This is a genomic window from Brassicibacter mesophilus (assembly GCF_050433385.1).
Lineage (GTDB): Bacteria > Bacillota > Clostridia > Tissierellales > Proteiniboraceae > Brassicibacter > Brassicibacter mesophilus.
Genome location: NZ_JBNPXI010000013.1, coordinates 37996 through 58535 on the forward strand (window position 1 = coordinate 37996; position 20540 = coordinate 58535).

The window sequence follows — 20540 nt, forward strand, 5'->3', positions numbered from 1 at the left end:
AACTAAATTATCATATCGAGTATTGCGATTGCCGTTGCTGCTTCTATTACAGGTATTGCCCTTGGCACGATACATGGGTCATGTCTACCTTGAATTTCAACTTCTGTATTCCTTTTCTCATTAATATTTATTGTTTTCTGAAGCTTACCTATAGATGGAGTAGGCTTAATTGCAGTTCTGAAAATAATAGGCATGCCATTAGTAATTCCTCCTAATATTCCGCCATTGTTATTAGTATATGTTTTAATATCATCGTTTTCTATATAATACTCGTCATTTGCCTCAGAGCCCTTCATATTGACTATATCAAATCCTGCTCCAAATTCTACACCTTTAACCCCAGGTATAGAAAACATAATAGTTGATAATCTACTTTCAACCGAATCAAAAAATGGTGCGCCAATACCAGTAGGTAAGTTTAATATCGCTGTTTCAATTATTCCTCCTAAGGAATCCTCTTCTTCTTTGACTTTAATAATAGCTTGTTCCATATTTAATCCTGCTTCATCATTTATTACAGCAAATTTTTTTTGTCTAATAACGCCTAAAATATCATTAGTCATATTAATCCCATCAAAAGATTCATCATGTATTCTACCAATGCTTTTTATATGACTTCCAATAATTATTTCTTTTTCTTCTAAAATTTGTCTTGCTATAGAACCTGCAAAAACAATTGGCGCTGTAAGTCTTCCAGAGAAATGCCCTCCTCCTCTATAATCATTAAATCCATTATACTTAACATATCCTGTATAATCTGCATGTCCTGGCCGCATTATATTTTTTAAAACTTCATAATCCTTAGAATGTTGGTTTTTATTCCATATCAGTGCACATAATGGAGTACCAGTAGTTTTGCCATTAAAAACTCCACTCATTATTTCATATTGGTCATCCTCTTTTCTAGAAGTAGATATCTTATTTTTACCCGGTGCCCTTCTTTTCATCTCAGTACTAATATAATCAAAATCAAGTTCCATCCCTGATGGAACACCATCTAGAACTACGCCAATAGCTTTACCATGTGACTCTCCAAAAATGGATACTTTAAATTTATTCCCCCAAATTCCACTCATCAAACTTACCTCCAAGCATCTTAAAATCGTCCCAAAATGTAGGATATGATTTCTTTACTGAATCATAATTAGTTAAGTAGACGGGAGATGTGCATCTAGTTGATGCAATTGCTAATGCCATAGCTATACGATGATCGTTCCAACTGTCTACTGTTCCTCCGCTTAGTTGCTCTTTTCCTGTAATAACTAAACCATCCTCTAACTCCATTATATCTGCGCCTAATTTGTTTAATTCTGTGGTTATTGCATTTAGCCTATCAGATTCCTTTATTCGTAATCTCTTTGCATTAGTTATTTTAGTTGTTCCACTGCTTAACGAACCAAGAACTGCTAATATAGGTACAAGATCTGGATATTGTGATGCATCTATTGTCGTACCTTTTGTAAATGACTTACTTATTTCAATGTTATCATCATATAACTTTAGTTTTCCACCCATAGCTTTTGCGACATCTAAAATAGCTTTATCACCCTGTAACGAATCTATATTTATGTTAGAACATTTTATTCCTCCATTTAAAAGACCTGCTACAACCCAAAATGCTGCCTGAGAAAAGTCTCCTTCAACAACATAAGCTATGTTTTTATACTTTTGATTTCCCTTTATATAAAAATCTTTATAAGCATTATTCTCAATAAGAATAGAAAATTTCTTTAAGACATCTATTGTCAAATCTACATAACCCTTAGATTCAAGCTCGGAAGTAACTACTATTCGAGAGTCACCGTTTAAAAGTGGAAGAACAAACATAAGTCCAGTAATGAACTGTGAACTAATATCCCCTTCTACTTCAAAGATATCTGGTTTAAGTAAACCTTCGACAGTAAGTGGAAGCTTACCATTTGTATTATTATATTTGATATTCTGCTCATCAAATATCTTATAATAAGCATCCAGTGGACGCTCAACAAGCTTACCTTTACCTGTAAATGTAACTGTTTTACCAGAAAAACCTGAAATAGGAATCAAAAATCTCAGCGTTGAACCAGATTCTTTGCAGTTAATTGTTCTACTAAAAATATTTAATTTTTCACTTCCGTTAATAGTAATTTTGCTATTCCCATGTATATAATCTTCGGATATGTTTACTATTTCTATACCAAAAGCTTCCATTCCTTTTAATGTAGCTGTAATATCATCAGAAAATACTATATTTCCTATATTACTTATGCCTTCCGCCAATCCTGCACAAATTATTGCTCTATGACTAATACTTTTAGATGGCGGTATTGATACTTCCCCATTTAATGGCGAAGGCATTATTCTTATGCCTTTCATTTATATATCACCTCAGTAGCTGTTATTATTTATATTAAATATATTTTATCATTTCCTCTTTATGTACTCTCTTTATGATACTGTCGCCAATATTCTTGAGTAATATTAAATTTATGTAATCCGCATCACTTTTCTTATCTAAAAAAATAGTATTAAGAATTTGTTGTTTATCTACGTCAGGAAGCTTATATGGTAATCTCCAGTTCTTTAAAAGTTTTTCAATTGAGTCTGTTATCCCTTTGCTTGTAATCCCTAGTTCTTCACTTCTTTTTGTAATATTGTACATACCTATAGCAATAGCTTCCCCGTGAGTAAACTTTTCATAATTATAATATTTTTCTATACCATGTCCTAAAGTATGCCCAAAGTTCAACAACATTCTCATACCTATATCTCTTTCATCACTTTCTACAACATATTTTTTTATACTACAGCAAGTAAATATAATTTTCTCAATATCTCTAAATAATTCATCTGCAGAGTTATATTCTAATAGATTGTTAAATAAGTTTTTATCTTTAATGCAACCATACTTAATTACCTCAGCCATTCCATCATATAAAAATTTATCATCTAATGTTTTTAATAGCTCTGGATCAATAAGTACAATTTCTGGATGATAAAAGCTTCCTATCAGATTTTTCCCTTTTGAATGATTAACTGCTACTTTACCTCCAATACTACTATCTATTTGCGCTAACAATGTTGTTGGAATCTGAATAAACTTTACCCCTCTTAGATATGTAGCGGCAGCAAAACCACATAGATCCCCTATTACTCCTCCACCAAAAGCAATAATCATATCTCCTCTAGTAACATTTGCATCTATTAATCTAGTGTATACCTGTTGTAATACTTCTAGTGATTTACTGCTTTCTCCGGCAGCAACTACTATTGTCTCAACTTTAAAACCTTCTGCTTCTAGACTATCTCTTAAAGCGTCACCATATATATCCTCAACATTATGATCCGTCATTACTACTATCTTTTTATTATTATATATTTTTTTTATATTTTTACCAATATTTTTAAATAGTCCTTTTTGGATTACAATATCGTATTGTTTATATTTAACATCTATATTTAGCTTATACATTAAGCTACCTCCCGTTTTTTGACATTATTTCAAAAAAGCATCTCATTCTTATGTGAAAGAACGAAATGCTTAATAGTCTATATCTTCGAAAGTAATTTCATCAACCAAGGTCTATGTATCACAACTGCTTTTTTAGGACATAGCTCTTGGCAACAAAAACATCTTATGCATCCGTCAAGATCGACTTTAGGTTTTCTATCTATCATTTTAATAACCTTAGGGGGGCAATTTTCCGCACAATCACCACACCCTATGCAGTCCTTATGAACAAATACTGGTCTAGGCTTTAAAATAGCATTTGAAATATCTCTTATAAGTCCGGGTTTTTTATCATCTATAAAATGAACACTTCTTATCTCTGGAACCTCAAAATCGAGAATTTTAAAGTGATCTATTTCATGTCCAAGTAATTCTATATCATCTAGACTACCTGAGCATATTCCTCTTTCAATACATCTCTGGATTGTAGGAACTTTTGATGGTTCAATACTTACTATTGATGTCGCAGCTACATCTAGATGATATGGACTAGTAGATGCAAGTACAACGCCTATTTCTCTCGGAGTGCCTGCTGAAGGTCCAGCACCCTCCATACCTACTATTCCATCCATAAATGATAAAATCGGGGCTGCACATAAGCAAATGTCTACCAATGCATCTGAAAAATCCTTTATATCAGGCATCTTAAAGTGATATTCTGCTTTTAATACACCAGGAATAATGCCAAACATGTTCTTTACTGCTCCCGTAAACATTGCCATACCATGAGTTTTAAGCTTAGAAACTGATATAATTTTATCTACATCATTAAGCATATCTACTACAGTTAAGTGCTTTAATATTTTACCCTGTTCATTACTTACTTCCGCAGACTTAGTATTGTAATTTAACTTAGCGCCCACCTCATTAGCAGCATCTTCTATCCCACAAATTTTATATATTCCTCTTAGCATTCTTTCATTGAAAGGGCCTCCAGGACTGTCTCCAATCAATACATTCGCACCATATTCAATTAGCACTTCTGCAAGTGCTTTTGTAAAAACAGGGTGAGTAGTTGTTGCCTCTTCTGGTTTCTTTTTCATTAGCAGGTTAAGCTTTAATAATACTGTTTCGCCTTTATTTATGTATTTTTCAATTCCACCAAGGTTTTCAAAACTCTCTATAATTGATTGCTTTACTAAGCTATAATCATAATTCCTGCATTCTACTAGGGATACTTTTTGTTTCTTCATTAAAGTTTCACCGTCCTCTTGATATGAGGATATCATAAAATTAAAGCAATTTCTACATATAGTATTACTATCAATGTAGGATATTATTATGGCTTAAAATAATTGACTTAACAAAAAAGCTTAGATCAAGTTATAACTTAATCTAAGCTGAATGTCAAATGTTCTATTTTACCAACTTGAACAAATACCTATTGCATTAGGACCAATGTGTGAACCAATAACTGGTCCAATTTCATCAACTGTTACTACTGCATCTTTAAATCTCTCTTCAAGTAGTTCTTTAAGCTTATTTGCTTCATTGTCATTTTGAACATGCCCTATGCTTATTTTCTTTACATAATCTGGCACCATATCTATCATTGTTTCAATAGCTTTCTTCTTTCCTCTTACTTTATCTACTGGTATAAGTTCCCCATCAACTAATCCAATAATTGGCTTTATATTTAATATTGTTCCTATTAATGCTTTTGAGTTTGATAGTCTTCCTCCTCTTTTTAAATACTCTAGGGTTTCAACAGTCAAATTTATACTTGTATTTTTTCTATCAGTATTGACCATATCAACTATCTCTTGTCTAGATGCTCCGGTTTTTGACAGTTTTACAGCCTTCTCTATTAAGAACTTTAAATTTCCTACTGCTGACTCAGTGTCTATAACAGTGATCTTATCTGGAGCTTCAATTTCTGCTGCTACACATGCACTGTTATATGTACCACTAAGCTTAGATGAAAACAAAATTGCTACTATTTCATCGCCCCTCTGAAAGGCTCTCTTATATGCTTCAACAAAGTCACCTGCGGATGGCTGTGATGTTTTGGGAAAGCCTTTTGAATCTACTAATTTATTAAAAAAATCCTCAAAGTCTCCTGGATAACCTTCTTTTCGTACTTCTCCACATAATTCAACAGAAAGTGGTACTATTTCTATATTGTTATATTGAGCATATTCTTTAGAAATATACGCAGTACTATCAGTTATAATTTGCACTGGTTTCATACTATTCCCCCTTTATATTTAAGAATATAGTACCAGATACTAATACCAAGTGCAAGTTATTTTGAAATATGAATGACAATTGTTTAAAAATTTAGCACGATATGCATAGTAAGTCCTTTTCAGAAAAATATTTTTGAGATAATCATAAAAATGATTAATAACCATATTAAAACAATTATAATTGCAGCAATATGATTTTGTGGTTTGCGATCTTTAAAAAGATCTTTAGCTTGAATTCTACATTCATCTATAACTTTATCAGGAATTAACTTTATTGCTATCGAAATACCTAAAGGTATTAGTATTAAATCATCTAGATAACCCAATATAGGTATAAAGTCTGGAATCAAATCTATAGGGCTCAGTGCATATCCAACAACAATAACTGTAAACAACTTTGCATACCAAGGTACATCTGATCTTCTATATGCAAGAAACAAGGCGAATATTTCTTTTTTTAGCCCCTCAGCCTCAATTTTCATCTTTTCATAGGTCTCTTTAAAGCTTATCAATTATATACCTCTTCCATTAATAATATCTTGTTTATATTACAGTCGCAATCTATGACTATATTTTATTGACACTTCTAAGTATTAACAAATCTATTTTTTAAAAGGATTCAGCATCTTTTTTTTGAACTTATTAACAAGAGTCTTAGTAAATGATTCTTTGAGGTCTTCTGGCTCAATGTTTGTTATCTGCCATCCATTACTTACACACGTGTTCATGAGTTCATGCACTATACTTCTATTTTCACTATCTTCGGCTCCCCAACTGTGCATAAGTACTCCATTCTTTCCTCCGCTTACAACCAGTTCTATTTCTACTTTATTATCGTTCATAAACTTAAGAATAATTACAGACACAAGTGTTGATGAAATTCTGAAATAAAATCCTTCTCTCATGATCACTGTTATGTCTCCTGAACTATAAACATATGGATTGTCTACATTATATTCATCTCGATGATTAGATAAAATATGAGCTATTCTTTTAATATTTTCTCCTTCTACAGCTAAATGAGCTATTTTCATGAATACCTCCTAATCTTTGTTCATATCATAAATGCTTTCTTACTCTGTTTCTTCTTTTTTCAAAATATAAAATATTATTTAACTTTGATTATTCTAATGCTTGACTTATACAAAAAAACAGTCTAAGCATGTGCATAGCCAATATGACACTCCTTCTAACTCTAGCAATATAGCCTGTTTATATGAAATATAAGAGAATAAAATAGCAACAATTAAGAAGTATGTTATCAAAGTAATGTTAGATAAGGAATTAATTATAATAGAATCTAATCTTCTTAGCTAGTTTATTGATACAGATATATCTCACCTTTTAATACTACTACTGCTTGACCAATTAATTCTAGACGGTTGTTGTCTTTTAATCTGAGTAGTATCTCTCCACTTCTATAAGAAGCCTGATATGCTCTTAAGATTTTCTTATCTAATATGTGCGCCCAATATGTGGCCAATAAGGTATGTACTGAACCAGTAACGGAGTCTTCGTTTACCCCAGCCCATGGATTAAAGTATCTAGAAATAAAATCATACTTTCCATTCATTTGTGCAGTGATTCCTACTCCTTTGATGTTTTTTAAATCTAATTTTTTCATATATTGAAAATCAGGTGCTATTCTCCTTACTTCCTCTTCGTTATCCAAATGTATAACTAATTTCTTTGTTCTGTTCCCGAAAATAATATTAGCATGCTTAGATATTCCCATGGCATTTAGTAAGTCATCTGTATCTAAACTATTATATTCCATAGGCTCGTCACTAGGGAAATTCAAGGATATCCCATATGGCTCCTTAATTGCCTTAAGTATACCACTCTTTGTCTCATAGATAATCTCATCATATCCTATATTAATTTCATTAAATAGCACTTCTGAGGCGGCAAGAGTAGCATGACCGCACAACGAGACTTCACTTTTAGGAGTAAACCATCTTAATTTAAATATATTGTTTTCTTTAGGTAATACAAACGCAGTTTCAGAAAGATTCATTTCTTGAGCGATCGATTGCATATCTGTATCTCCAATTGATTCATTTAACATGCATACTGCTGCTGAGTTACCTTGAAATATTTTATTTGTAAAAGCATCAACTTGATATATCTTTATAGATTTCCTTTTCATTTTTCCTCCTTGCATCAAGTGTAAAAGCTACTAACTAAAATATATTCTGATTCTCTACATGACTTTTAGATGTCTAAAAGTCAATTCTCTTACAATACTCGATTCCATATTATTAATCACTTAATATCTTACTTATCCAGTTATAACAATTCTCAAGCTGTTCATCTGATATTAAATCTGATCTGTGTTCAAATAATATTTTACATGATTTGTTTTCTTCTTTATGATTTTAAGATATTTCTAAATATCTGCCCACCCTTCTTCTACCAATTAAACTTTTTATTGTTGACTCTAAATAATATTTTCCCAACTATCTCAAAAATATTATAGTGAAAACTCTAATTGATAGTCTCTTGGGTCACTTTCATATAACTCTTTGTTTATTTCTACTGCTTCTTTACAACCTATTGCACAATAAAAGGCAATTGTTTCTTCAGCAGAACCAGCACAGATATAAATTTTATCTGCTTTCCACTCTCTTGCTACATCGACAGAAAGCATGAATAATTTTTTTCCTATTCCTTTGCCTCTGCATTCCAATGTAATGAAAAGTTGGTCTAGTAAAACATAATTATATTTTTCACCAAAAAATTCGCGATTGATGGTTGCAAAGCCTAGTAGTCTATTATTATCAAAAGCACCAATTGCACTACCCTCATTTATAATGGTCTCTTTCAAATTGTTGTAATGATATTCATATCCATTTGGCCAATCTAAATCATGGTAATTGATTTCAACTAATTGATGTTTACCATTCACTTTTCTCCATGCTTTTCCAATATATTGAGATGGATTCATTTCATTTATGCACTGGCAATCTTCTACTGCTAGTTTTCTATATATAACATTCTCCATATAGTCGTTCCCTCCATGTCACTATGATAAAAATCATTCTATAATTGCACAACATATTGTTCCTTGCTAAATTTCTATAACTGTAGCCTTCACATTTTTATTGTAACTAACATTTAAAAGATAGTCTCTAAGGCATACAATAATTAATTTATTAATACCTCGTTTGTCTAGTTCCTCTTTTACTGTAGTTTCATGAAAAGAAGCTGGTGTGGTTTTATTAATCTAAAATATCCATAATACTAAGTTATCATTGATTATTCTGTCATATTTAACTCTTCATATGAAGTTAACCCTCTTGCTATAGCATCTTGTCTGAGAATTAAATATAATTCAGCATTTGTAGCATCATCATATGGCTGCACAAATAATACCCCTACTAAGAAAGCTAATGCTCCAAGTAAATACCACCCTATAAATGATAAATCAAGTACAAATATGTTCCATTTTTCTCCTTTCGTCATCTCATTACTTAACTCTATTGCTCTGTTATATCCTATTGAAGGATTATCTGCTAAAATATATGGCACCATGCGATATGCATATGATTTCACTATTCCTGGTATTATTAATAATAAGGTCCATAAAAATACATAAATACTTCTAAGTAGCATTGTTATAAATACACTGAAATATCTTCCTTCATGAAAGCAATAACCAAGATAACCCATATATGACTCACCTTCTGCTGCTCTAATGAAAAACTTTCTTCCACCTACTTCAAGCATGTATCCTATAAAAACTCTCAAAATGATCAAAAAAAACACAATAGATACTAGAAATAATGTAAAACTTCCAAACATCATTTCCACATGTCCTATAAATGTATTTTCAAAGTTACTATACTCTCTCGTTATACTGATATCCCCTCCTCCATTGCTATTTCCACCTGCAATTACTATAACTAAACTCACAACAAATGCCTTCCAATAATTAAATTTTAATACTCCTTTAGCTCTTTCTTTAATTAATCCTCTCGTCCACATATTATCTCCTCCCAAGACAAAACATGCAGATATCCTGTATTCAATATAATAAATGGTATAGTTATAACTTCCATAATATTCGTTATTAAATGTTGAACGCAATATATAACTCTCTTTCATATTTTTCTTCTTTACAAATATTTATGAAAGACTTGTTGAATATTCAGTTCCTATAAATTCTCTTGATACAGTCAGCCACATCGTGCTATTACTTCTATATTGAAAAGAGGTTCAGATATCAACATTTCACTCCTTTTCTTACTTCTTTGTAATATTTTAGGATAATATCTGTTGGAAATAAACGCTGTTTAAACAAAATGATTATTGATAAAACGGCTTCAATTAATCCAATGACAAAATATAAAATATGCAGAAAAACAACTGAATTAAGCATTATACATTGAACTACAATCCAAATGACTAAAGCCCAACTAAAGACACTGCTAATATATCCTTGATATCTTGACTTTAAATAAATCATTAGCGCACTAAATATATTTCCAATACCAATCATTGCAAACAGAATAATTCCAGGTATTAGAAAATCATTAAAAGGTGAATATTTTAGTATTTCAACTGGTACTCCAAGTGGTTCTTGGGGATTTGTAATAGCAGCTAATCCTCCAGCCATAGCTCCTATTCCTACAAAGCTATGTAAAATAAATAGTAAGCGAAATATTATCTTCATTCAAATTCCTCTCCCATTCCATTATATAGACTAAAATAAGTGTTAAAAAAATTGAACCTTCTCATAATATAAAATCTGTCAGCTAGTTGAACTAAGAGTTATGATATAGCATTATTTAATCTATTATCGTTCTATAATATCTTCTTTCATTTATAGAAACTCTTTTTTAAATTTTACATACTTGAACTGATTGATGGCTCATGAGTTATTTTATGTCCTTTCTCATATACCCTGTATTTTAGGTGTGGTTCTATACTAGTTCTAATTTCACTTATAAGACAACCATATTTAATTCTTTAATTTGATATGGTTCATTAGTTTCATTTAAGATTTATAGATCTCTATAATTAAACACATGGTGCCCTCTTCCAAATGGCTGCATTCTGATCATTATTCTCTTCTAATAAATGTCTGGGCCATTTTCTAACAAAAATATAGATAAATCTTCTAGTGATTTGATTATTGGATACTTACTTTTCAAATCCTTTCTCTCATACCTATCAATTAATATAGGCACCATTCCAAATTCGTCTGCAGCTATAAGATTTGTTTCATTATCATCAATAAATATAGCTTCATAAGATTCAATCTTCAATTCTTCAAGGGCTTTTTCAAACAATATTTTCTCAGATTTATTTGAGCCATAAATTGAAGACATTATAAAAGTTGAGAAATATTCTTTTAAACCTTTATTAATGAATACTCTCTCTAAAGAAGGCCATGTATCTGAAACTACTCCTAATATATATTCCTGACTTAGCTTTTTTATTGAAATCTCTACGTCATCAAAAAACAAAAATTTATCATCGTTAAAAACATTATCTTCTGCTAAAGCATTTAAAGTAAATTCATCTATATTGGCGTATTTAGCTTCTTCCAAAACAATCCTATAAAATTCCTTGAACATCTGAAACTCTTCTTCTTCAGTTTTTACAAATTTTATCTTGTTTATATAGTTGCAAGCTTTTTCCATTGCACTATCAAACGAGTCTTGTTTACTTTCAACTTTTGAGGTATCAATTATTCTATAAAAATTAGGCGTTATAAACCAATGACCAGTCCTAGGAATGTTCAAAGTTCTTCCTGAATCAAATAAAATAGCTTTAATATTTTTAGTTTTTTTCATTTCAACCTCCATAAAAGATATAGAATTGTCTTTAGATTATCTAGATTTAGATGACCACCTGTAGCTCTATTATATTTCGATTTATAAGTACTATTGCTGCTCATACTTAATGTCAATTTTTAACCTTCTATCCATTTCTTCTTTCTTATATTAAGTGTATTTTCTTAACTATCAATAAACACTTATTACATTCATAATTTCCGTTATATTTCTTATAGTCAAAAAGTCTCTGATTCCGCACATGTGTAGTTAAACTTGCCTTTATTGCTTTTGGTATGTTAAATTGACTGTGTCTGACTTACTACTGGACTTAATATTTATTTTATATTTGTCCTGAAAATATGTTTTACGATTTACTGTCCCTACTAAAAATAATATTTCTTGAAACCCTTCTTCATTAATTCTTTCTTTAACATCCATATCTCCAACATTACCTGTAATAATACTACCTTTAGATGTAATTGTAATATCAATATCTTTTAATTTTACGATTTCTCCTTTTTTCTTATAAGTTATCTTGAAGTAATTAACATGCTTATCCTCATATCTTTCTTTATCAAAAATATATACTACATCCCACCATTTCCCTTTTCCTGCATATTCAACTACTCCATCTACCTCTTGCTTTTTACTTATCTTTATTCCTACAAAAAAAACTGATACTAATAATATTACTATTAAAATAATATAAATGATATATTTTTTCATATTCGCCACCATTCCGATACATTCTCAATTTTTAATGAACTAAATAAAATTCTATTTTTTTCTTATACGCTTAATCTTTCAAAAAACTCGTACAAGAATTTTTATCTATCATCAGATATCTTTTTAGATACATAATAATTAAACTTACTCAACTACAAAATTATTTCCAAGTATCCAGTTACTTGATTTTGATCATACTCTTTCATTATCCCTTTACCTGGATCATAATATTTTCCATCATAAAAAAGCATTAAATGTCCTCTTGTGTTTATAATACAGCATTTTGGAAGTTTCTTATTTTTTTTGCAGTTGTAAACCATTTTATCCGAGTGTGCAATTCCATAATAGTCTAATGCTTCAATAACCTTACTTAAAGATGCCTGCCATTTTTTTGATTTCATTAAAGAAATTACTTCCTCTATTGGTACTCCTGCAAGCATTGCAATACATGCTTGTCCACACAATCCATCTTCAGGTTGAATAATCTCAATATTATCTATTTTTCTTATAGGATTTTTCAAACTGTATGGACTATTATTATTAATACGTGTTAATGAATCTATCACTTCAAAAGATACATTGAATTCTTCTAAAATTAAGTTTTTCAAAACAGCCTTAGTAATAGGTATATAATAGTTTCCATTTCCTTTAGGCACTAGTTTGCATTCAAAAGTTAATTCATCTATTGACACTTTAACAGGTATAAGTCCTTTTTGCCCAGATACTTCCCATACATTAAAAGGAATACTGACAAATGTTCTTACTCCTTCTTTAAATACTTTTCCTTTAAATTGGTATTTCATTATAAGCCTCCCATTATCCATCAAATGACTTCATGATTTCTGTATTTCATCCTGTAAATTGCTTACAATTAACTAAAACTGTCTTTCTGACTTTCACAATGAAGCAGTATTATAAAGTCAATTTATGTATTAATTTTTCTAACCTTCTTTTCTTTGTTTCTTCTTTCTTTGCTTCTTCAATCTTGTTTATCTCTTCTCTCTTAATATAATATGGTAATTCATTGAACTTTAAATTTGCAATTGGATTATTTCTTATAGCTTCTTGGATATACTCTGGTATAGTTAATTCCCTCTTTTGAACATCAGGTGTTAGAATTACATGAATGCTGTCTCCTATTTCTTTTTTACATATCGATTTTACTTCTTTATTATAAACCATATAGTGTCCATTTTTACTAGGTAACAATGTCCCTGGAAAAAAGTGACCGTCAATTATAGCCTTTACATTAAATCTGCCCTTAGTTCCATACTCTTCTTCTACAGAAAATGGAATAAAGAATACTGTCCATTCCATTTTGCCTTCAAGTTTTCGTAAAGTTGTATTAAATTCTTTACTCATATCTATTCTCATAGCCTCTCTCTTATTTGATCTAGTGTTTCTTTATTTTGGGGAGAATTTTTAAAAGGAATATCAAGCTTTGTACATGGGTATTCATTACAATAAGCACAGTTGTTTTTTCCCTTTCCAATTCCACATATACGTATTTCGCATTCCCTGCAAAACTTAAAAACAACATTAGAATCTGAGTGACATCCAGTACAATTTATATCTTCTGGGCTAACCTTATATTGGGGACTTGACCATTCCTCAGAAAGCTTTTCTTTTTGCGCTAAGTCGTTATTTTTAGTAGCAATAAACGCAGGACAATCATCACAAACTAAACCACAATATGCGACTATCTTATTCATTTCACTTTCCTCGCCTTCCTATTATATTAACCTTTCAAAAAATATATCAACCCTCATCTCTCACATAACGTCTAACGCTTGTGATATACCTGAAATACACCTCAAACAAATGCTTTTAGATTGAGCTTTATTTTAGATCAAGTAATTCGTTCAAATAGTTATATGCGTCAGCTAACCAAGGATGTACAACTTTTAGACTAGATTGATTGTCATACAAATACTTTATAAAAGCAAACACTCCATTTTCCAATGACTGCTTTAATCCATCATGTACATTTTCTAAGTATGGAGGTGTTCCTTCTTGGTCCCATTTCAGCTTATCTGCAATAAATAAAATCATTTCTAATTGAGTTGGATTACTCTTTAGTGTTGTGTGACAACAAATAGCACTTAAAACTCTTTCATTTGTTATCCCAAATATAACTCTTGCAATTTCTTTAGATAATTTTTGATGAATGATTGGTGGAAATTCTCTCTCTTCAGACAATATATCTATATATAACGATTCAGAAACTTCTATCTTCTTCTCATTTGGAACAACAGCGCTAATATCATGCAAAATACCTGCTATTTTTGCCTCTTTATGGTTTACTCCAAATATACTGGCAAGCCGCTCTGCCTCGGCTGCTACACATTTTGAGTGCTCAGCGACAGTAACTTTGTTGTATTTATTAAGTAGATTAATACTTTCTCCAAATGTATCATCTATAGACTCTAGTTGCTCCTTTAATTCTAATAAAATAGGATGCATATAAACCCCTCCCTATAATGCTGAAGAAATCGACCTAACTTGTCCAGTCGCCAGCCCATTTTCTTTTGATGAATTTTTAAGACAATTCTTTGCCTCTGATACAATATTAATCATATGTATACCTTCTTTCTATCATAAAGATATTATTGAAATTTTCAAGCTAAAGTAAATTAAACAAAGCTAAGATATATATAAATCCTATGATTAAACTTCCAAGCTCTTTATCTAGCTTCTCTTTTATATGATAAATTTTTTAATTTTAGTTTTTTTCTCATCACGCGTGGGATAAAACTGGAAACATTATTTTAATATTATTAAAAATTTTCAATTTGTCTTTCATGACAAAAAGGGTTGTATCCTCTTCTTGTAATAAGTTATTATCAAATGAAGATGTGTTTTTAGGTGTAAACCCCAAAACTATTTTTTTAGTCTCTTTGTTTGCTATTGCTTCAATGATATTATCTAATGACACATTCCATTTACAGTAAATATCGTTTAAAAACAATATGTCATCTTTAAATTCTGCTATTATAATAGCATCAAGATGCTTGATATAATAAACATTTTCTTTCATAAGTGATGTGCAATAGAACATAATTAGTGACGCATTATCATGTATAGCCAACTGAGCAAACTTTAATGAGCCATTGATTGTATCAAAAAGAAAATTTCTATCTTTTTTATTTGACATGTCTAATTTTATGATATCTGATGCTAAGCTTCTTGCGAATATTTCTTTAGAGTATTGATATTCGGGCACAGAGCTAAAGCCAAATTTAGGGTAAAAATCAAGAACACTATTATTGGCAAAAAGATATATTAAATCACATCTATCTTTCCATTCCTCTAATACTTTTTCCATAAGATATCTGCTCAAGCCTTGGTTTCTATATTCTTTATCTGTCATAACCGTACCAATTTGTATAAATCTCTTTTTTTCTCCCATTAAGAAGAAATCCATGATACTGACAGATACATTAGAAATAATTGTATTACCGTCTATAAGTGCATATGGAATATATTTATCTTTCCAATACCCATTTTGGTACCATTGTTCAAAATCGAATCCATACGTTTTTCTTGTTAAATTATTATAGCTATTTCTTAGTACATCATTATCCTTGAAATTAACAGCATATCCATAAGTTTTTTCATTTATTTTTATATAATCCATACCATGCCCCCTTCCTAATTTTATAGGAAACTCAATAATATATTGAAATAAATAATTGAATAAATACTTCAGACACGAAAGAACTGCACTATCATGACTGGTCCAGTATTTTTAATGTCTGTACAATATGTCATTTCTGCTCTAACTCTAATAAAAATACTTACTACATGTAGTAAGTTATGCAAATTAACTCCAGTTTTTAAATATATCAAAATTGTAATTTATTATTTTATTACCAATATTATTATTCTATTTTTATACTTGATCTCCTTTTACTATTTTAACTGAACTCGACATTATACGCTAAATAGAGTTTTTAGGTTTTCTCTATTTGAATAAATACAGATAATTTTGGAGTAAAGCTATTTAGTATTTGTGATTTTTTCTTAGAGAAAAATACTTGTGGATATAATAGATATGGAAATAAGATCATTATTTTGAAAAAAGTTAAGGTAGGTTTGATAACACACATTTACTTAACATTATCTAAATATTCTTTAATTGTTTTTAATGTAGATTCTATTTCTGGTGCCTGTAGGAACATTTTCTTTTGTTTACATGAAATTCTTAATAATTTAGATAACTGCTTAAAACACATTCTATTGAATATTAATCTCCTAGAATTAGTTATGGTTACATCAAGCTGCTTTATTTCTTGCTCATTAAAATCAAATGCTTGATCCTGAATGTTTTCTCTTAAAGGTGTAAAGCTTAGCTTTTTCGGAGTAATCTTTAAAATTCCAAATGTAGGTCCATCAAACTTTACTAGATTGCATACGATAGATATGGTCTCTTTATTATTGTCACAACTATCTTGTGTTCTTTTATAGAACTCATCTATTAATTTCTGATTTTCTTTATAAAGATTATCTGGCATAAAAAAATATATTAATATCCCAATTAAGGGAACAGATAATGAATTAATTGTAAATAATGCTGTGTCAAAAAAGAAAAACATAAGTATAGTATATGTAAAGCTCCAGGCAATGAGATTCCTTGCCCTAAAGCTTCTAAAGTACATCCTATTAAATACATCTACTGATTCTTTACTATTAATAGTCATTATTGCTCCCCCAAATCTTAGTAATAACATGTATGCTCATATTAAAATCCTAACTCGTTATTTACGATAAAAAGTTTCATTCTGTCTTTTACGAATTGACCTTCTATAATAGCTAAGTTAAAACAAACTCTTTCGTCTGTTTTACAGTCCACACATTTCTCTAGCTTTAAACAAGGCGGATTATATCCAGCCCTCTTTGCATTCAGTGGAGCTGATATGTTTCTAGCTCTGTTTATGGCATCGTCTAGTGTATTACATATCTTATTCTTTCCAACAACAACTATTACATTGTCTGGACCATACATCATTGCTGCTACTCTGTTTCCACTATGGTCTATATTTACTAAATGTCCTTCTTTTGAGACAGCATTTGTTCCTGTTATATACCAATCAGCTAATAGCGACTTTTTTTTCATCTGCTTACTTTCTTCTTTACTTGCAGCCAGTGTTTTATCAAATACAATATTTCCTCTTTCCTTTAGTATCTTTGATACATTGATTTCCTTTAAAGTTTTTGAGTTTCCAATGCCTACTGAACAATCTAAATGTATTAATTCAATTATTTTATTCTTAACATCTTCTAATGTTTCAAAAAAAGAAACATCTATGTTTCTAGCCTTAAAATTTCTTATTATTTCTAATCTCATGCTCTTATCCATCTTGTTCAACCTCCCTAGTATTTTTACAAGAAACGCCCACCAAATAATAAAGATTTATTATAAGCTCTCCCTATATTCATGTTCAAGAATCGAATACAGGAATGAGTCCCTCCAACTTCCCTTTTGCCATTTATGTTCTCTTAAATGGCCTTCTTTTTTCATCCCTATCTTCTCTAACACTTTCGCTGACCCAATATTATTGGGATCGCATGTAGCAAAGATCCTATGTAATTTTAAATCTTCGAATCCAAACTTAATAATGTATTTAGCTGTCTCTGAACCATATCCATTTTCCCAATACTGCTTATTATAACAGTATCCAATCCAACCTTCTTTATTGTACGAGTTTGATACATGTATTGAACAAGCACCGATTAAATTATCATCTTCTTTTGTTACGACTCCGATTTCATAATCATATCTTGGATTATCATATTGGTATTTTATAACTCTATCTAAAAAAACTTTTGTATCTGCTTCATTATTTGGTCCCCAAGGTAGATATTTTGATACTTCAGGGTCTGAAGCATAACTATGAATAGATAAAAAATCACCTTCATTTAGTTCCCTTAAAATAAGTCTTTCTGTCTCTATAGTATAAAAGAACATATTAAATCACTTCCTTATAAATACAAAATAGATATCCTAACACTATAAACATTAGAATACTTCAAACAATTATGAATAAAAAGACTTCATATCCTTGTCCTTAAATTAACCTCATATAGTCACGGTATATGTGTTAGTTAGCTGTTAGCAATAAACGTTAAAATACTATACACATTTATCTCTATTTTTTCCTAGCTAAGTACAGTGCAACTAAGTGTTGCTTTTGAATTTTACCTCCATATCCATGAATTATATCTGTAATTCCTTCAAATAATAGTTCTCTATTCTCTTCAGGTAATAACCTATGTTTTGAATGAGTATCTAATAAAGCTATATATTCTTCAGCCGTATAAGTTTCATTCCATTCATATTCTTTGATAGTCAAATCTTCAAACAAGTCGAAACTCAGTATTAATTGCTTTGTGGTATTTATAGCATCTTTAGGTAAAGGTATTTTAGAATCATCTAGTTGTGGTGCATATTTATGATAAACTTTTCTTATATCAGAGTAGATATCATTATATGATTGAACATGAACAGTCCAAAAGAAGCCTATTGACCCTTTTTTATTCAATAAGTTCGCTACCTTAGGATACCCTAACGCAGGATCTATAAAGTGAAATGAAGTAGCTGCTATTGCCAGGTCAAAGTTATCATGATCACTAGACCATTCTTCAAAAGGCATATTAAACACTTTTACAGTGGTTGCTTCTTTAAATTTTTCTTTCGTTAATTTCGCTAATTCGCTACCCAACTCAATACAAGTAAAATTCTTATACCCCAGATCCACAAACCCCTGAGTAGCTTTTCCAGTGCCACACCCTATTTCTAATATTTTGCTACCTTTTTTAATATCAGAATATTTTACTATGTCATCAAATAATTCTATAGGATAAGTCGGTCTTATCCTCTCATATTTCTTTGATACCTCATTAAATGTTTCTTTTCTCTCTTTCGTCATCTCTTATCCCCCTTTTAGCTATATATCCTAAATATTCTGAACTAATTATTTCTATTATACGATTTTTCTAATCTATTATTTAAAATAAACTTTCAGCACAAGTGCCCAATCTGATTTCTTCACTGTATCTTCAATGGTTGGTTCAGGTGAATATCCTTCATCTTGTTTATTATCTATTCCAATTAAAGCCCATGCTGCAACTTCTTCTGTATCCTTCCCTACTACTGGCTCTAATAGGTTATATACACTTGATCCATAGTCTAAATCATACCTATCTATTATTGTTCTAAAACTTGATCTATCAATTGCAGTTGTCATAATCATTTTAGGTGCCGTTTTAAAGTCATCAAGTAGAAAGTTATCTTTTATACTTATACTTATTAATCCATTGTATTCACTTTTATTTTCATTAGGATATGCTACTCGAATACCAAAATCACCATAAGAATCCTTTAATTTTCCTTCCTCCCAGATCTCGTATTTAGTTTGAATCCACTCTTTATCACCTTTATATTGTATTTTTACACAACCGGTTTTCATATCTAGATGAGGTTCTAGTTTCTTCAATTCAGCAGTTTCAAATAATGAAGTGGGCGTTACTATGAATGTCCCCTTTGCTAACCCTTCATCCTCTATTGTTTGAATAGAAGTGCTACATCCTACAAGAAGTATACACATAAAAACTAGTAGACAAATCTTCTTCATGCCATCTCCTCCTCGTAACTCTTAATATTCTACTGTCACAATTATTTTGTCCTCAATGAAATATTGAGGATACGTGCTAGTTCAATATATATTAGTCAAATACAGTTTCGAACTTGTCTTCTTGCCTTGCTTGAAAGCATAATTCTATTTGTTCTTTAGAATTTCTTCCTTCAGATAATTCTGGCAGGCTTTCTATCTTAAAGAAACCACATGTACTTGTCTCTATGTTGTCTCCATACTCGCCTTGGATATAATCACACTCTACAAATATGTTATATACTGAATACGGATAATTATCTGTTCTGTGTTTTTGCCTGTCGAATATTGCTATTATTCTCTTTGGTTGTACTTCTGCACCTGCTTCTTCCATAGCTTCTTTCTTTACATTCTCATAAACTGACTTATCGATATCAGCCCATCCCCCAGGAAGTGCCCATTTATTATCTGATTTTTCTTTAACAAGCAATATCTCTCCATCTTTAAATATTGCTGCTCTGATAGCAACCTTTGGAGTTTGGTATCCTGATTCATTCCCAAACAGATCTTTAAGCTTTGAATGATCAATTTCAGTATATTTACTCATGATTTCTAAACTTATCTCTCTAATTTGTTGGAATCGCTCTATATCAAATATATCCTTTGAATATTCTAACCCTGCTTGTGAAGTTGATTGTAACTGTTTCGCCCATTTTAACCATTGTCTTTCCATCAAATTTCT

The 20540-nt window shown here is 30.5% G+C and carries 24 protein-coding genes; all 24 read right to left on the minus strand.

From position 1 onward, the window contains the following. Positions 1 to 2 precede the first annotated feature (2 nt). The gene (aroC, locus tag HNR33_RS13650) at positions 3 to 1076 is read right to left on the minus strand and encodes a chorismate synthase (protein ID WP_429084305.1); all 1074 of its coding nucleotides are present in this window, start codon (positions 1074 to 1076) and stop codon (positions 3 to 5) included. Beyond that, entirely contained in the window at positions 1054 to 2355 is a 1302-nt protein-coding gene (gene aroA, locus HNR33_RS13655; RefSeq protein ID WP_429084307.1) for a 3-phosphoshikimate 1-carboxyvinyltransferase, read from the minus strand. Before aroA ends, aroC begins: the two co-directional genes overlap by 23 nt. A gap of 34 nt (positions 2356 to 2389) precedes the next feature. After that, positions 2390 to 3451, minus strand: a complete 1062-nt coding sequence (gene aroB, locus HNR33_RS13660) for a 3-dehydroquinate synthase (RefSeq protein WP_429084309.1) — start codon at positions 3449 to 3451, stop codon at positions 2390 to 2392. Between the two features lie 77 nt (positions 3452 to 3528). Continuing rightward, the gene (locus HNR33_RS13665) at positions 3529 to 4683 is read right to left on the minus strand and encodes a DUF362 domain-containing protein (protein WP_429084311.1); all 1155 of its coding nucleotides are present in this window, start codon (positions 4681 to 4683) and stop codon (positions 3529 to 3531) included. Between the two features lie 168 nt (positions 4684 to 4851). Next, the gene (locus HNR33_RS13670) at positions 4852 to 5679 is read right to left on the minus strand and encodes a DegV family protein (protein ID WP_429084313.1); all 828 of its coding nucleotides are present in this window, start codon (positions 5677 to 5679) and stop codon (positions 4852 to 4854) included. 119 nt (positions 5680 to 5798) lie between these two features. Continuing rightward, positions 5799 to 6191: a YkvA family protein gene (locus HNR33_RS13675; RefSeq protein ID WP_429084315.1), complete on the minus strand. Its 393-nt coding sequence runs from the start codon at positions 6189 to 6191 to the stop codon at positions 5799 to 5801. Positions 6192 to 6281: 90 nt separating this feature from the next. Then, on the minus strand, positions 6282 to 6713 hold the full coding sequence (locus tag HNR33_RS13680; RefSeq protein ID WP_429084317.1) for a hypothetical protein: 432 nt from the start codon (positions 6711 to 6713) through the stop codon (positions 6282 to 6284). A gap of 284 nt (positions 6714 to 6997) precedes the next feature. Then, complete coding sequence (locus HNR33_RS13685; RefSeq protein ID WP_429084319.1) at positions 6998 to 7828, minus strand: PhzF family phenazine biosynthesis protein; 831 nt, start codon at positions 7826 to 7828, stop codon at positions 6998 to 7000. Between the two features lie 324 nt (positions 7829 to 8152). Further along, positions 8153 to 8683, minus strand: coding sequence for a GNAT family N-acetyltransferase (locus HNR33_RS13690; protein ID WP_429084321.1), 531 nt, complete (start codon positions 8681 to 8683; stop codon positions 8153 to 8155). Between the two features lie 254 nt (positions 8684 to 8937). After that, positions 8938 to 9666, minus strand: a complete 729-nt coding sequence (locus tag HNR33_RS13695; protein WP_429084323.1) for a DUF975 family protein — start codon at positions 9664 to 9666, stop codon at positions 8938 to 8940. Positions 9667 to 9904: 238 nt separating this feature from the next. Then, positions 9905 to 10354, minus strand: coding sequence for a hypothetical protein (locus HNR33_RS13700; RefSeq protein ID WP_429084325.1), 450 nt, complete (start codon positions 10352 to 10354; stop codon positions 9905 to 9907). 400 nt (positions 10355 to 10754) lie between these two features. After that, complete coding sequence (locus tag HNR33_RS13705) at positions 10755 to 11480, minus strand: HAD family hydrolase (protein WP_429084326.1); 726 nt, start codon at positions 11478 to 11480, stop codon at positions 10755 to 10757. A gap of 261 nt (positions 11481 to 11741) precedes the next feature. Then, positions 11742 to 12188, minus strand: a complete 447-nt coding sequence (locus HNR33_RS13710) for a hypothetical protein (RefSeq protein WP_429084328.1) — start codon at positions 12186 to 12188, stop codon at positions 11742 to 11744. Between the two features lie 152 nt (positions 12189 to 12340). Further along, positions 12341 to 12991 carry a DUF1905 domain-containing protein gene (locus HNR33_RS13715; RefSeq protein ID WP_429084330.1) on the minus strand — a complete coding sequence of 217 codons (651 nt, stop codon included), beginning with the start codon at positions 12989 to 12991 and terminating at the stop codon, positions 12341 to 12343. Between the two features lie 109 nt (positions 12992 to 13100). After that, entirely contained in the window at positions 13101 to 13562 is a 462-nt protein-coding gene (locus tag HNR33_RS13720; protein ID WP_429084332.1) for a DUF1905 domain-containing protein, read from the minus strand. Next, the gene (locus HNR33_RS13725; RefSeq protein WP_429084334.1) at positions 13559 to 13900 is read right to left on the minus strand and encodes a DUF3795 domain-containing protein; all 342 of its coding nucleotides are present in this window, start codon (positions 13898 to 13900) and stop codon (positions 13559 to 13561) included. Before HNR33_RS13725 ends, HNR33_RS13720 begins: the two co-directional genes overlap by 4 nt. A gap of 127 nt (positions 13901 to 14027) precedes the next feature. Further along, positions 14028 to 14651, minus strand: coding sequence for a bis(5'-nucleosyl)-tetraphosphatase (symmetrical) YqeK (gene yqeK, locus HNR33_RS13730; RefSeq protein WP_429084336.1), 624 nt, complete (start codon positions 14649 to 14651; stop codon positions 14028 to 14030). Between the two features lie 274 nt (positions 14652 to 14925). After that, positions 14926 to 15825, minus strand: coding sequence for a GNAT family N-acetyltransferase (locus tag HNR33_RS13735; RefSeq protein WP_429084338.1), 900 nt, complete (start codon positions 15823 to 15825; stop codon positions 14926 to 14928). Between the two features lie 472 nt (positions 15826 to 16297). After that, a complete protein-coding gene (locus HNR33_RS13740; protein ID WP_429084340.1) occupies positions 16298 to 16888 on the minus strand; it encodes a hypothetical protein in 591 nt (196 codons plus the stop codon). Positions 16889 to 16929: 41 nt separating this feature from the next. Beyond that, positions 16930 to 17547 (minus strand): lactate utilization protein, encoded by a 618-nt coding sequence (locus HNR33_RS13745; protein ID WP_429084342.1) that lies wholly within the window; start codon positions 17545 to 17547, stop codon positions 16930 to 16932. A gap of 57 nt (positions 17548 to 17604) precedes the next feature. Further along, the gene (locus tag HNR33_RS13750) at positions 17605 to 18156 is read right to left on the minus strand and encodes a GNAT family N-acetyltransferase (protein WP_429084344.1); all 552 of its coding nucleotides are present in this window, start codon (positions 18154 to 18156) and stop codon (positions 17605 to 17607) included. Between the two features lie 181 nt (positions 18157 to 18337). Next, complete coding sequence (locus tag HNR33_RS13755) at positions 18338 to 19117, minus strand: class I SAM-dependent methyltransferase (protein WP_429084346.1); 780 nt, start codon at positions 19115 to 19117, stop codon at positions 18338 to 18340. Positions 19118 to 19192: 75 nt separating this feature from the next. Then, positions 19193 to 19822: a hypothetical protein gene (locus HNR33_RS13760; RefSeq protein ID WP_429084348.1), complete on the minus strand. Its 630-nt coding sequence runs from the start codon at positions 19820 to 19822 to the stop codon at positions 19193 to 19195. Between the two features lie 91 nt (positions 19823 to 19913). Then, entirely contained in the window at positions 19914 to 20531 is a 618-nt protein-coding gene (locus HNR33_RS13765; protein WP_429084350.1) for an NUDIX hydrolase, read from the minus strand. Positions 20532 to 20540: the final 9 nt, after the last annotated feature.

Coding starts and splice junctions, on each gene's coding strand:
- HNR33_RS13685 (WP_429084319.1), bottom strand. CDS start 7,828: ATGAAAAGGAAATCTATAAAGATATATCAAGTTGATGCTTTTACAAAT.
- HNR33_RS13745 (WP_429084342.1), bottom strand. CDS start 17,547: ATGGATAAGAGCATGAGATTAGAAATAATAAGAAATTTTAAGGCTAGA.
- HNR33_RS13765 (WP_429084350.1), bottom strand. CDS start 20,531: ATGGAAAGACAATGGTTAAAATGGGCGAAACAGTTACAATCAACTTCA.
- HNR33_RS13700 (WP_429084325.1), bottom strand. CDS start 10,354: ATGAAGATAATATTTCGCTTACTATTTATTTTACATAGCTTTGTAGGA.
- HNR33_RS13695 (WP_429084323.1), bottom strand. CDS start 9,666: ATGTGGACGAGAGGATTAATTAAAGAAAGAGCTAAAGGAGTATTAAAA.
- aroB (WP_429084309.1), bottom strand. CDS start 3,451: ATGTATAAGCTAAATATAGATGTTAAATATAAACAATACGATATTGTA.
- HNR33_RS13720 (WP_429084332.1), bottom strand. CDS start 13,562: ATGAGAATAGATATGAGTAAAGAATTTAATACAACTTTACGAAAACTT.
- yqeK (WP_429084336.1), bottom strand. CDS start 14,651: ATGCATCCTATTTTATTAGAATTAAAGGAGCAACTAGAGTCTATAGAT.
- HNR33_RS13740 (WP_429084340.1), bottom strand. CDS start 16,888: ATGACTATTAATAGTAAAGAATCAGTAGATGTATTTAATAGGATGTAC.
- aroA (WP_429084307.1), bottom strand. CDS start 2,355: ATGAAAGGCATAAGAATAATGCCTTCGCCATTAAATGGGGAAGTATCA.
- aroC (WP_429084305.1), bottom strand. CDS start 1,076: ATGAGTGGAATTTGGGGGAATAAATTTAAAGTATCCATTTTTGGAGAG.
- HNR33_RS13760 (WP_429084348.1), bottom strand. CDS start 19,822: ATGAAGAAGATTTGTCTACTAGTTTTTATGTGTATACTTCTTGTAGGA.
- HNR33_RS13670 (WP_429084313.1), bottom strand. CDS start 5,679: ATGAAACCAGTGCAAATTATAACTGATAGTACTGCGTATATTTCTAAA.
- HNR33_RS13665 (WP_429084311.1), bottom strand. CDS start 4,683: ATGAAGAAACAAAAAGTATCCCTAGTAGAATGCAGGAATTATGATTAT.
- HNR33_RS13725 (WP_429084334.1), bottom strand. CDS start 13,900: ATGAATAAGATAGTCGCATATTGTGGTTTAGTTTGTGATGATTGTCCT.
- HNR33_RS13750 (WP_429084344.1), bottom strand. CDS start 18,156: ATGTTCTTTTATACTATAGAGACAGAAAGACTTATTTTAAGGGAACTA.
- HNR33_RS13705 (WP_429084326.1), bottom strand. CDS start 11,480: ATGAAAAAAACTAAAAATATTAAAGCTATTTTATTTGATTCAGGAAGA.
- HNR33_RS13755 (WP_429084346.1), bottom strand. CDS start 19,117: ATGACGAAAGAGAGAAAAGAAACATTTAATGAGGTATCAAAGAAATAT.
- HNR33_RS13710 (WP_429084328.1), bottom strand. CDS start 12,188: ATGAAAAAATATATCATTTATATTATTTTAATAGTAATATTATTAGTA.
- HNR33_RS13735 (WP_429084338.1), bottom strand. CDS start 15,825: ATGGATTATATAAAAATAAATGAAAAAACTTATGGATATGCTGTTAAT.
- HNR33_RS13715 (WP_429084330.1), bottom strand. CDS start 12,991: ATGAAATACCAATTTAAAGGAAAAGTATTTAAAGAAGGAGTAAGAACA.
- HNR33_RS13680 (WP_429084317.1), bottom strand. CDS start 6,713: ATGAAAATAGCTCATTTAGCTGTAGAAGGAGAAAATATTAAAAGAATA.
- HNR33_RS13690 (WP_429084321.1), bottom strand. CDS start 8,683: ATGGAGAATGTTATATATAGAAAACTAGCAGTAGAAGATTGCCAGTGC.